Source organism: Pseudomonas sp. GW823-FHT01D03 (assembly GCF_058798255.1).
Genome location: NZ_JBXAKK010000001.1, coordinates 5,833,841 through 5,845,776, shown reverse-complemented (window position 1 = coordinate 5,845,776; position 11,936 = coordinate 5,833,841). Strand labels below are relative to the sequence as shown.

Genomic DNA, 11,936 nt, shown 5'->3' with positions numbered 1-11,936 from the left:
GCTGTTTGCCCGTCAGAGCAGGTAGGATGTACGCCTATTTTGAGGGTGCCATCGTCAATGAAATTCAAGGATCTTCGGGATTTCGTGCAGCAGCTTGAGCAGCGCGGAGAGTTGAAACGCATCCAGATTCCCGTCTCGCCGGTGCTGGAGATGACCGAGGTGTGCGACCGCACACTGCGGGCCAAGGGCCCGGCGCTGCTGTTCGAGAAACCCACCGGCTACGACATTCCGGTGCTCGGCAACCTGTTTGGCACCCCGGAGCGGGTGGCGATGGGCATGGGCGCCGAGTCGGTCAGCGAACTGCGTGAGATCGGCAAGCTGCTGGCCTTCCTCAAGGAGCCGGAGCCGCCGAAGGGCTTGAAGGACGCGTGGTCGAAACTGCCGATCTTCCGCAAGATCATCTCGATGGCGCCGAAAGTCGTCAAAGACGCGGTGTGCCAGGAAGTGGTCATCGAAGGCGACGACGTCGACCTGGCGATGCTGCCGGTGCAGACCTGCTGGCCTGGCGACGTCGGCCCGCTGATCACCTGGGGTCTGACTGTCACCAAAGGCCCGAACAAGGACCGTCAAAACCTCGGTATCTACCGTCAGCAAGTGATCGGCCGCAACAAGGTGATCATGCGCTGGCTCAGCCACCGTGGCGGTGCGCTGGACTTCCGCGAGTGGTGCGAGAAGCATCCGGGCCAGCCGTTCCCGGTCTCCGTGGCGCTGGGCGCCGACCCTGCGACCATCCTCGGCGCCGTGACGCCAGTGCCGGACAGTCTCTCCGAATACGCTTTCGCCGGTCTGTTGCGCGGTAACCGCACCGAGCTGGTCAAGTGCCGTGGCAACGACCTGCAAGTGCCGGCCACTGCCGAGATCATCCTCGAAGGCGTGATCCATCCGGGCGAAATGGCCGACGAAGGCCCGTACGGCGACCACACCGGTTACTACAACGAAGTCGACAGCTTCCCGGTGTTCACCGTCGAGCGCATCACCCACCGGGTCAAACCGATCTACCACAGCACCTACACCGGCCGACCGCCGGATGAGCCCGCGATCCTCGGCGTGGCGCTGAACGAAGTGTTCGTGCCGATCCTGCAGAAGCAGTTCCCGGAAATCACCGACTTCTACCTGCCGCCGGAAGGCTGCTCGTACCGCATGGCCGTGGTGACGATGAAGAAGTCGTATCCGGGGCATGCCAAGCGCGTGATGCTCGGTGTCTGGTCGTTTTTGCGACAGTTCATGTACACCAAGTTCGTTATCGTCACTGACGACGATATCAACGCCCGGGACTGGAACGACGTGATCTGGGCCATCACCACGCGCATGGATCCCAAGCGCGACACGGTGATGATCGACAACACGCCGATCGACTACCTCGACTTCGCCTCGCCGGTCTCCGGCCTGGGCTCGAAAATGGGCCTGGATGCCACCCACAAATGGCCGGGCGAAACCACTCGCGAGTGGGGCCGCGTAATCGTCAAGGACGACGCCGTCACCCAGCGGATCGATGCCATCTGGAATCAGTTAGGAATAGATTGATGCGTGTAACCCTGCAGCCCTCCGGAGCAGTGCTTGAGATACGGCCCGGCGAGCGGATTCTCGATGGCGCGCGGCGCCTGGGCTACGACTGCCCGCAAAGCTGCCGCAACGGCAATTGCCATGTGTGTGCGGCGCTATTGGTGGAAGGCCGGGTCGAGCAGGCCGGCAAGGTGCATGACCACGGCGAGTTCTACACTTGCATAGCCGAGCCGCTGGAAGACTGCGTCCTGCTGTGGGATGGCGTGCTCGCGCTGGGAGAACTGCCGGTGCGCAGCCTGTCGTGTCAGGTCATCGAATGCCGGGATGTCGGCGGCGACACCTGGCGCGTACGCCTGCGTGCGCCGGCCGGCAAGCCGCCGCGTTATCACGCCGGGCAGTACCTGATGATCGAGCGTGAGAACGGCGAGAAGTCGGCGTTCTCCATGGCCTCGGCGCCGCACGGCGGGCGTGATCTGGAAATCCATGTGCTGGCGCGCGAAGCCAGTGCACTGAGCCTGATCGAGCAGTTGCAACGCAACGCGATGGTGCGCGTCGAGCTGCCATTCGGCGACACCCACCTCGCCGAGTTGCCTGACGGGCCGCTGGTACTGATCGCCGCCGGTACCGGCATGGGCCAGATCCACAGCCTGATCGAACATTGCCGCGCCAACGGTTTCAAACACCCGGTGCATCTGTACTGGGGCGTACGCCGTCCGGAAGATTTCTACGACATCGAGCATTGGGACGAATGGTTGAAGTTGCCCAACCTGTTCCTGCACAAAGTCGTCAGCGATCAGTGCGGTTGGGAAGGCCGCTGCGGGATGTTGCACCAGGCCGTGTGCGAAGACTTCGCCGATCTGAAGCCCCTGCACGTCTACGCCAGCGGTTCGCCGGCCATGGTCTATGGCACGCTGGATGCGCTGGTTGAAGCGGGGATGGATGCCCATCAAATGCGCGCAGACGTATTCGCTTACGCTCCCCGTTCCTGATTCTTTATAACTCGCCATATAGCCGATCGGTATTTATGTAATTGCATAAATACCGCTAGGTTATATATCCAACAGGCAATCAATTAAGAACTGTGCCATGGCACTCAAATTGCCTTAAAACCTATGTGCCTTATTGTTACAGCGGTGCGTTCTATTAAGTAATTCTTTACCCGCGGGGAGCTGAACGCTATTCGCCATGAGCGCCATTGAAAACGCTTTTCTGAATTTGAATTACCCTCCGCGGCTCGATCTTGGGCCGCAGCTGACTCACGAACAACTTCTCGCTTCCATGCAATCGACCATGGCGCGCCACAAGGGCGGCCCGGTGTGGCTGTTCGCCTACGGTTCGCTGATCTGGCGCCCGGAATGTACGGCTGTGGAGCGGGTGCGCGGGCGAGTCCATGGCTACCATCGTGGCTTGTACCTGTGGTCGCACGAACACCGCGGAACGCCGGAAATGCCCGGGCTGGTGTTCGGTCTGGATCGCGGCGGTTCGTGCAGCGGCTTCGCTTATCGGCTGCCGGAAGACAACCTCGACAGTGCGCTGTATGCGCTGTGGAAACGCGAGATGCCGTTCCCGTCCTATCGCCCGCACTGGCTCAACTGCCGGCTCGAAGATGGCAGTCAGGTGCAGGCATTGGGATTTGTTCTGGAGCGACACCTGCCCAGCTATGCCGGCAATTTGCCGGATCACGTGCTGAGTCAGGTGTTCGAAAGCGCTTGCGGGCGTTACGGCACCACTCGCGATTATGTCGAGCAGACCGCCCACGCCCTGCGCAGCCACGCCATGCCAGACCGCAATCTGGAGGCGCGGCTCAAGCGCTGTAAATCACAAAGCGATCAAGCGACCGCTTCACGGCTCTGACTGGCGACTTGCTTGTGCCATAGCGTCGGAGCCAGGAAGGCCATCGACAGCAGGCAAGCGCCCACCAGCAGGACAAAACCGCCGTCCCAGCCGAAGTGGTCAACGGTGTAGCCCATCGCTGCACTCGCCGCGACCGAACCACCCAGATAACCGAACAGACCGGTGAAGCCTGCAGCCGTGCCGGCGGCTTTCTTCGGTGCCAGTTCCAGCGCCTGCAGGCCGATCAGCATCACCGGGCCGTAGATCAGGAAGCCGATCGAGAACAGCGCGATCATGTCCACGGTCGGGTTGCCAGCCGGGTTCAGCCAGTAAACCAGGGTCGCCACGGTCACCAGCGCCATGAACACCATGCCGGTCAGGCCACGGTTGCCACGGAAGATCTTGTCCGACATCCAGCCGCACAGCAGCGTGCCCGGAATACCTGCCCACTCGTAGAAGAAATAGGCCCACGAGGTTTTATCCACGGTGAAACCCTTGGCTTCTTTCAGGTAGGTCGGCGCCCAGTCCAGTACGCCGTAGCGCAGCAGGTAAACGAACACGTTGGCCATAGCGATGTACCAGAGCATTTTGTTGCGCAGCACGTATTTGACGAAGATTTCCTTGGCGCTGAATTCGTCTTCGTGGCTGGCGTCGTAGCCTTCCGGGTAATCGTTCTTGTACTTCTCGATCGGCGGCAGGCCAACCGATTGCGGGGTGTCGCGCATGGTGATGAAGGCAAATACCGCCACGCCCAGCGCTACCGCTGCCGGTACGTAGAACGCCGCGTGCCAGTCGTTGAACAGGCCCATGCCGAGCAGAAACAGCGGGCCGATCAGGCCGCCGCCGACGTTATGCGCCACGTTCCACACCGAGACCACGCCGCCACGTTCCTTCTGCGACCACCAGTGCACCATGGTGCGTCCGCTCGGCGGCCAGCCCATGCCCTGAGCCCAGCCGTTGATGAACAGCAGGATGAACATCATGGTCACGCTGGACGTCGCCCACGGCGCAAAACCGAAAATGAACATCACCCCGGCCGACACCAGCAGGCCGAATGGCAGGAAGTAGCGCGGGTTGGAACGGTCGGACACCAGGCCCATCAGGAACTTCGACAGACCGTAGGCAATGGCGATGGCCGACATCGCCAGACCCAGATCGCCACGGCTGTAGCCTTCGTCAATCAGGTACGGCATGGCCAGCGAGAAGTTTTTGCGCAGCAGGTAGTAACCCGCGTAGCCAAAGAAGATACCGGCGAAGATCTGCCAGCGCAGGCGTCGGTAAGTACTGTCTATTTTTTCTTCAGGCAATGGAGCCTGATGTGCGGCAGGACGAAAGAAAGCAAACATTCAAGAGCTCCAGATTTCTTGTTTTGACTGCGGATGCGAATGTTACAGTTTCGTTACCGAAAATAGCACCGCTTCGCATCGACCAAATAGCGGAAAATGTTGGAAGTCGCGTGTTCCTTTACGAACCTGTCGCTCAGCTGTAAGAACAGGGCGTTTTCACTACGTATGAGCATGAGGTGACTTAAACTCGCGGCCCGTTCAGCTGATTGATCAGCCGAGATAAGAAATGTCACTGAAGGTTCGCATGTTGGTGCCAAGATTTTTGGCGGCAGCGGGACTTGCCGTCGTGTTGCTGACATTGATCGTCACCGATCATCCCGCCCATTCCGGTTTGCGCAACGCCACGGTGCTGATCATTCGGCATGCGGAAAAACCGGATACGGGATCGGCGCTTAATGCCCGAGGCGAACAGCGAGCGGCCGCCTACGTCGACTACTTCAATCCGCTGAAACTCGACGGCCAGACGCTCACGCCCCAGCGTTTGATCGCTGCCGGCGACACCCCGCAGAGCTCGCGCTCGCGCCTGACCCTGACCCCGCTGGCCCAGCGCCTGAACCTTGCGATTGAGCAGCCCTACGCCAATGGCGACCTGCATCAACTGGTCAAACTGTTGCGCAAGAGCAATCAGGCGCAGACGCTGCTGATCGCCTGGCACCACGGCCACATCAATAAACTGCTGAAAGCCTTTGGCAGCGATCCCACAGCGCTGATGGGCCAGGAAAAATGGCCGGACGATGTCTTCGACTGGCTGATCGTCCTGCGCTTTGATGACAAGGGCCGGCTGATTCCGTCTCGCAGTCTGAAGGTGCAGGAGCATCTGTTGCCGGGCGACGCGGCACCATCGCCCGGCGGCTGACACACGCTAAGGGTCAGCGCACCTGCACCACCACCTTGCCCACCGCCTTGCGCTGCCCCAGATCATTGATCGCCTGCGCCGCATTGCTCAGCGGATACACCTGCGACACCAGCGGTTTCAACTTGCCCTCGGCGAACCAGCCGAACAGTTGCTGGAAGTTCGCCGCGTTGTCCTGCGGCTGGCGCTGGGCGAAGGAGCCCCAGAACACGCCGAGTACCGCTGCGCCCTTGAGCAGGGCGAGGTTGACCGGCAGCTCGGGGATGCGTCCGCTGGCGAAGCCGACCACCAGCAGGCGACCGTTCCAGGCGATGGCGCGGATGGCCTGGTCAAACAGGTCGCCACCGACCGGGTCGTAGATCACGTCGGCGCCCTGGCCGTCGGTGAGGCGTTTGATTTCGTCCTTGAGGCTGGTTTCGCTGTAGCTGATCAGCTCATCGGCGCCGGCTGCTTTGGCCACCGCGAGTTTCTCCGCGCTGCTGGCGGCGGCGATGACCCGGGCACCCATGGCTTTGCCGATTTCCACCGCTGCCAGACCGACGCCACCGGAAGCGCCGAGCACCAACAGGGTTTCGCCCGGTTGCAGGTTGGCCCGTTGCTTGAGAGCGTGCATCGAGGTGCCGTAGGTCATGCTGAACGCGGAGGCGGTGTTGAAATCCATCGAAGGCGGGATCGGCAGCACGTTGTAGCCCGGCACCGCGACCTGTTCAGCGAAGCTGCCCCAGCCGGTCAGGGCCATGACCCGGTCGCCGACTTTCAGATGACTGACCTTTTCACCGACGGCGCTGACCACTCCGGCCGCTTCGCCCCCCGGCGAAAACGGGAAGGGCGGCTTGAACTGGTACTTGCCCTCGATGATCAACGTGTCCGGGAAGTTGACCCCGGCGGCGTGCACCTCCAGCAGGATTTCGTTCTTCTTCGCGACAGGACTGGCGACGTCTTCCAGCACCAGCGATTCGGCAGGGCCGAAGGCTTTGCACAGCACGGCTTTCATCAGGGCTATTCCTTTGGGAGTGATGGCCGATAAGTGTAGGTGTGTCAGTCAACGGGTCAACGAGCATGCCCGGCCCTGATAGTCAGCCATAAGCTTGTGCTTGCGCGGCGGGTCGTTATGCTAGGCCGCAAACCGGATAAGGAGCGAATTGTGAAAGCGTGGATCATGTTGTTGCTGGCCCTGTCTCTGCCTGTGGCAGCGCTGGCCGAAGAAGCCAAAGAAGGCGAGGCGCCGAAGGTCAACTACATCACCCTGAGCCCGCCGTTCGTGGGTAACTACGGGCTGGACGGCACGCCCAAGCTGAAGGTCTACAAGGCCGACGTGGCGCTGCGTGTAACGGGCGAAGAGGCGACCAAACTGGTCAAGGCCAACGAGCCGCTGATCCGCAATCAACTGGTGGCGCTGTTCACTCAGCAGACGACCGAGGCGATGGGCAGCATCGAAGGCAAGGAAAAGCTGCGTCAGGAAGCCCTGAAGCAGACCCAGCAAGTGATGAATGACGAGACCGGCAAGCCGGTGGTTGAAGATCTGTTGTTCAACAACCTGATCATTCAGTAACCACGCTGGCCGCTGTTCAGGACGCCAGGCTCTTGCGAAAGCGCGCCAGGGCGATAACGAAGAACAGCAGGCCGATAGCCGTCAGCGCCAGCAAGTCCGGCCAGACCACGCTCAGCCCGGCGTCGCGAAACAGAATCGCGGCGCTGAGGCTGACAAAGTGCGTGGACGGCGAGCCCTGCATGACCCATTGCAGCCATTGCGGCATGCTGTCCAGTGGCGTGCTGCCGCCCGACAGCAGCAACATCGGAATGATCACCGGAATCGCCAGCAGGCCGAACTGCGGGGTCGAACGCGCGAGCGTCGCCAGAAAGATGCCCAGCGCGGTACTGGCAAACAGATAAACCGCAGTCACCAGCAAAAACAGGCTCATCGAGCCGGCCAGCGGCACACCCAACAGGCCTTTGACCACCACCTCCAGCGACAGCCAGGTGCACAGCACCACCACCAGCAGGTTGCTCCAGATTTTCGCCAGCATGATTTCCAGCGCCGTCAGCGGCAGCACCAGCAAGTGGTCGAGTGTGCCGTGTTCGCGTTCGCGCAGCAGCGCCGTGCCGGTGAGGATGATCGCCAGAATGGTGATGTTGTTGACGATCTGAATCACCGCCAGAAACCAGCCTCCCTCCAGATTGGTGTTGAACAGGGCCCGGGTGGTCAGTAGCACGGGCGCCTTGGCGGCTGCATTGCCCTGACCGGCATAGTCGAGCAGTTCGCGCTGGAAGATCCGGCTGATGTAGCCGGCGCCCATGAACGCCTGGCTCATGGCGGTGGCATCGACGTTGACCTGAATTGCCGGTTGCCGTGCCGCCAGCAGGTCGGTTTGAAAGCCCGCCGGAATGTTGATGACGAAGGTGTACTCACCGCTGTCCATCACCTGATCCAGCTGCGCATAAGGCAGCAGCACCGGCGTCTGGAATTCCGGCGGCTGCAGGGCCTGGGCCAGCTGACGGGAGAGGGCGCTGTGATCTTCGTCGACGATGGCCACGCTGGCGTTGTGCACGCCGATCACCGAACCGGCGGCGGGCATGTAAATGGCCACAGTGAAGGCGTAGAACAGGAACAGCAGCAACACGCTGTCATGGCGCAGGCTGGTCAGCTCTTTGAGTCCCAGGCGCAGGATGTGCGCGAACTTGTGCATCAGGCCTCCTGCTTTTTCAGCATGATCAGGCTCAGCCCGGTGAACCCGACAAAGAACCCGAACAGCGCCAGGCATTGCGGCCACAGCTGACGCAAGTCCAGCGCTTTGGTGAACGTGCCCACCGCGATGTCGAGGAAGTGCCCCGCCGGAAACAGCATGCCCATCACTGCTGCCGCACCTTCAAGCGAAGAGCGCGGCACGATCAGCCCGGAGAACTGGATGGTCGGCAGGCTGGTGATGATCATGGTGCCGAGGATCGCGGCGATTTGTGTGCGGGTGAACGCCGAGATCAGCAGGCCCATGCTGGTGGTCGCCAACACGTACAGCAGGCCGCCGAACGCCAGCGTCAGCAGGCTGCCCTTGAACGGCACGCCGAACAGCCAGCGATTCATCGCCACCAGCAACGCGAGATTGACCAGGCTGATCAGCAGATACGGCGCCTGTTTGCCCAGCAGAAACTCGAGGCGGGTCAGGGGCGTGGCGTAGAAGTTGGTGATCGAGCCCAGCTCCTTTTCGCGGACGATGCCGAGCGCCGTGAGCATCGCCGGAATGAACGCCAGAATCAGCGCCATGACCCCGGGGCCGATGGCGTTGACGCTGACCACGTCCTGGTTGTAGCGAAAGCGGGTTTCCAGACTGGCCGCCGCCGGGTGGGCCAGCGCCGGGCTACTTTGTTCGGCCAACTGTTGCAGATTGCCCAGGTGTACGGCTTCAACATAATTGCGGCTGGTTTCGGCGCGAAACGGCATGCCGCCATCCAGCCACGCCGCCACAGCGGGTTGGCGCCCGGCGTACAGATCGCGGCCGAATCCGGGGGGAATCTCCAGCGCCAGTTTGATTTCCGAGCGTTGCAGGCGCCGGTGCAGTTCCTGCGGGTCGTGAATGGCCGGCTGTTCGTCGAAGTACCGGGAGCCGCGAAACGCCTCCAGATAAGCCCGGCTCTGCGGCGTCTGATCCTGGTCGTACACGGCAAACGCGAGGTTTTCCACGTCCAGCGAGATGCCGTAACCGAAGATCACCATCATGAAAATCGCCCCGGCCAAGGCGAACGCCATGCGCACTTTGTCGCGCAACAGCTCCTTGCCTTCGCGACTGGCCACGGCCAACAGGCGACCGAGGCTGAAACCGTGACGGGGCAGCGGTGTTGTCGCTGCGCTCGGCGGCGCCATTTGCGGTTCGGCCACAGGCGCTGATGGCTGAGCGCCCTGAGCCTGTTCCAGGCAAGTGACGAAGGCCGCTTCCAGCGTCTCGCCGGCAAACTGGCGTTGCAGCGCCGCCGGGGTGTCGCAGGCGAGGACCTTGCCCGCGTGCATCAGCGAGATGCGGTCGCAGCGCTGCGCTTCGTTCATGAAATGCGTGGAGAGGAAGATCGTCACGCCTTGTTCGCGGGACAACTCGATCAACAGTCGCCAGAAATCATCACGGGCTGCCGGATCGACGCCGGAAGTCGGCTCGTCGAGAATCAGCACTTCCGGGCGGTGCAGCACCGCCACCGCCAGTGACAGACGCTGGCGCAGCCCCAATGGCAATGCCCCGGACGGCTGGTCGGCGACCGCGAGCAGATTGAAGCGCTGAATCAATGCCTCGATGCGTTGCGCGCTCTCGGTTTTGGGCAGGTCGAACAGCCGCGCGTGCAGCTCGAGGTTCTGCCGCACACTGAGTTCGCCATACAGCGAAAAACTCTGCGACATGAAGCCGACCCGCTTGCGCGTGGCCAGATCCTTGGCGTTCACCGGGTTGCCGAGCAGCGTCGCGCTGCCTTCACTGGCCGGCATCAGCCCGGTCAGGACTTTCATGGTGGTGGTCTTGCCGCAGCCGTTGGAGCCGAGAAAACCGAAAATCTCGCCACGGCCAATGGCAAAACTGACGTGATCCACGGCGGTGAAATCGCCGAAGCGCAGCGTCAGGTCGTGGGCTTCAATGGCGATGTCACCGCTGTTGCCGGCGCGCGGTGGAATCACCAGCGGCTGAGCGTCATGCTGGCTGTCGCCCTGGAAATGGGTGAAGGCGTCATCGAGTTTGCCGCTGGGGGTGACGGTCGCCAGTTCGCGGCTCAGGCCGGTGGCGATCAACTGGCCGGCGTCGAGCATCAGACAATGCTCGAACTGCTCGGCTTCTTCCATATACGCCGTGGCGACCAGCAGCGTCAGTTGCGGGCGCTGGCGTCGCACGTCGTCGACCAATTCCCAAAAGCGCCGACGCGAGAGCGGGTCGACGCCGGTGGTCGGCTCATCGAGGATCAGCAGATCCGGTTCATGGATCAGCGCGCAGCACAGCCCGAGTTTCTGCTTCATGCCGCCGGACAATTTACCGGCGGGGCGCTCGGCGAATTTCAGCAGATCCGTGGCGAGCAACAGGCTGTGCATGCGCTGCTCGCTTTCAGCCTTGGACAGGCCGAACAGCGTCGAAAAGAACTGGATGTTCTCGCGGATCGACAGCTCCGGGTACAGATTACCGCCCAGCCCCTGCGGCATGAAGGCGATGCGCGCATAGAGTGTGTCGCGATGCCGGCGATCCTCGATCGCACCACCGAGTACGTCCAGTTGCCCTTGTTGCAAGGTCTTAACGCCGGCAATCAATCCCAGCAAGCTGGACTTGCCCGCACCATCAGGGCCGATCAGCCCGCAGCGGGTACCGGCGGGCAGGCTGAAGGCGATGTCGCTCAGCGCTTGCTGTTTGCCGTAGCGGTGGGCGATACCGGTCGCTTGAACCGCAAGGCCGCTCATTGCAGATTGGCCGGCCATTCGACGGGGGCGATCCGCACGTAACCTGCCCCGGGCATGCCGGGTTTGGCCTGCGGCACTGCGCTGGGCTGGAGCAGGCGCAGCTTGACGCGGAACACCAGTTTTTGCCGCTCGTCGCGGGTCTCGACCTCTTTGGGGGTGAACTGCGATTTGGCCGCGACGAAGCTGATTTTTGCCGGCAGCGGTTTATCGGGCAAGGCATCGAGCAACACTCGCGCGTCATCGCCCACCGCCAGGCGCCCGGCCACTGCGGCTGACAGATAGAGGTTCATGTATTGGTCGTTGGGATCGATCAGCAACAGCACGCGACCACCGGCCCCCAGCACTTCGCCGGGTTCGGCCATGCGCAGCTGAATCACGCCATCAATTGGCGCGCGCAGACTGCTGTCGTCAATTTCACTGGTCAACTGTGCGACTTGAGCCTGTGCCGCGCCAATCGCCGCACTGACAGCAGACACTTGGGCCCGGGCGGCGACAACGGCAGCGTTGCCAGTGCCGATGCGTGACTGCAGCTGATCGATGATCTGCGCGCTGACGTAACCGTGCTTGAACAGTGATTGCGAGCGGCCGAGCTCCTGCTGGGCCAGCAGCAGTTCACTCTGGCGCAATTGCACGTTGGCCTGAGCGGCGTTGAGATTCTCCCGGGCGCGCAACACTTCGGCTTCGGCCTGATTGCGCTGGGCTTCGAGGGTGCGGGTGTCCATGCGTGCCAGCAGTTGCCCTTTGCTGACCTTGTCGCCTTCATCGACCAGCACCTCGGCGAGGCGCCCGGGGGTCTTGCTGGCGATCTGCACTTCGGTGGCTTCCAGCCGCCCGTTGCCCATCGACAGTCCTTCGACCAGCCGGCTGCTGATCGAGATCCAGTAACCGAGGCCGCCAGCGACGGCGAGTAATACCAGGAGCGAACCGGCGTATAGAAGTGAAGAACGGCTGTGCGTCGACATGGGGGCATCCTGCGGCTGTGACTTCC

At 62.1% G+C, this 11,936-nt stretch carries 10 protein-coding genes; 5 read left to right on the top strand and 5 right to left on the bottom strand.

The features are described from left to right. The first annotated feature begins 57 nt into the window (after positions 1–57). The 3 genes from ubiD (at position 58) to AC1RBR_RS25990 (ending at position 3,357) form a co-directional block, all read left to right on the top strand. Positions 58–1,524, top strand: coding sequence for a 4-hydroxy-3-polyprenylbenzoate decarboxylase (gene ubiD / locus AC1RBR_RS26000; RefSeq protein ID WP_166495257.1), 1,467 nt, complete (start codon positions 58–60; stop codon positions 1,522–1,524). Beyond that, positions 1,524–2,492 carry a CDP-6-deoxy-delta-3,4-glucoseen reductase gene (locus AC1RBR_RS25995; RefSeq protein WP_492567167.1) on the top strand — a complete coding sequence of 323 codons (969 nt, stop codon included), beginning with the start codon at positions 1,524–1,526 and terminating at the stop codon, positions 2,490–2,492. Before ubiD ends, AC1RBR_RS25995 begins: the two co-directional genes overlap by 1 nt. A gap of 196 nt (positions 2,493–2,688) precedes the next feature. Further along, the gene (locus AC1RBR_RS25990; RefSeq protein WP_095137633.1) at positions 2,689–3,357 is read left to right on the top strand and encodes a gamma-glutamylcyclotransferase; all 669 of its coding nucleotides are present in this window, start codon (positions 2,689–2,691) and stop codon (positions 3,355–3,357) included. On the opposite strand, the gene glpT is transcribed toward AC1RBR_RS25990, so the two are convergent. Further along, the gene (gene glpT / locus AC1RBR_RS25985; RefSeq protein ID WP_007911178.1) at positions 3,333–4,682 is read right to left on the bottom strand and encodes a glycerol-3-phosphate transporter; all 1,350 of its coding nucleotides are present in this window, start codon (positions 4,680–4,682) and stop codon (positions 3,333–3,335) included. The two genes, AC1RBR_RS25990 and glpT, sit on opposite strands and share 25 nt — an antisense overlap. A gap of 226 nt (positions 4,683–4,908) precedes the next feature. On the opposite strand from glpT, the gene AC1RBR_RS25980 reads away from it, so the two are divergent. Next, positions 4,909–5,538, top strand: a complete 630-nt coding sequence (locus tag AC1RBR_RS25980) for a flagellar basal body-associated protein FliL (protein ID WP_492567165.1) — start codon at positions 4,909–4,911, stop codon at positions 5,536–5,538. A gap of 13 nt (positions 5,539–5,551) precedes the next feature. Here the strand turns inward: AC1RBR_RS25980 and AC1RBR_RS25975 are convergent, their stop codons facing one another. Then, positions 5,552–6,529 (bottom strand): NADPH:quinone oxidoreductase family protein, encoded by a 978-nt coding sequence (locus AC1RBR_RS25975; RefSeq protein WP_492567163.1) that lies wholly within the window; start codon positions 6,527–6,529, stop codon positions 5,552–5,554. Positions 6,530–6,679: 150 nt separating this feature from the next. On the opposite strand from AC1RBR_RS25975, the gene AC1RBR_RS25970 reads away from it, so the two are divergent. Further along, positions 6,680–7,087 carry a flagellar basal body-associated protein FliL gene (locus AC1RBR_RS25970; RefSeq protein WP_027610485.1) on the top strand — a complete coding sequence of 136 codons (408 nt, stop codon included), beginning with the start codon at positions 6,680–6,682 and terminating at the stop codon, positions 7,085–7,087. Between the two features lie 16 nt (positions 7,088–7,103). Here AC1RBR_RS25970 and AC1RBR_RS25965 read toward each other — a convergent pair whose 3' ends face one another. The 3 genes from AC1RBR_RS25965 to AC1RBR_RS25955 are packed head-to-tail and all read right to left on the bottom strand — an operon-like array spanning position 7,104 to position 11,910. Next, positions 7,104–8,222, bottom strand: a complete 1,119-nt coding sequence (locus AC1RBR_RS25965) for an ABC transporter permease (protein ID WP_253150398.1) — start codon at positions 8,220–8,222, stop codon at positions 7,104–7,106. Further along, the gene (gene rbbA, locus AC1RBR_RS25960) at positions 8,222–10,948 is read right to left on the bottom strand and encodes a ribosome-associated ATPase/putative transporter RbbA (protein WP_492567161.1); all 2,727 of its coding nucleotides are present in this window, start codon (positions 10,946–10,948) and stop codon (positions 8,222–8,224) included. Before rbbA ends, AC1RBR_RS25965 begins: the two co-directional genes overlap by 1 nt. Continuing rightward, positions 10,945–11,910 carry an HlyD family secretion protein gene (locus AC1RBR_RS25955; RefSeq protein WP_095137627.1) on the bottom strand — a complete coding sequence of 322 codons (966 nt, stop codon included), beginning with the start codon at positions 11,908–11,910 and terminating at the stop codon, positions 10,945–10,947. The genes rbbA and AC1RBR_RS25955 overlap by 4 nt, the downstream gene beginning before the upstream one ends. Positions 11,911–11,936 lie beyond the last annotated feature (26 nt).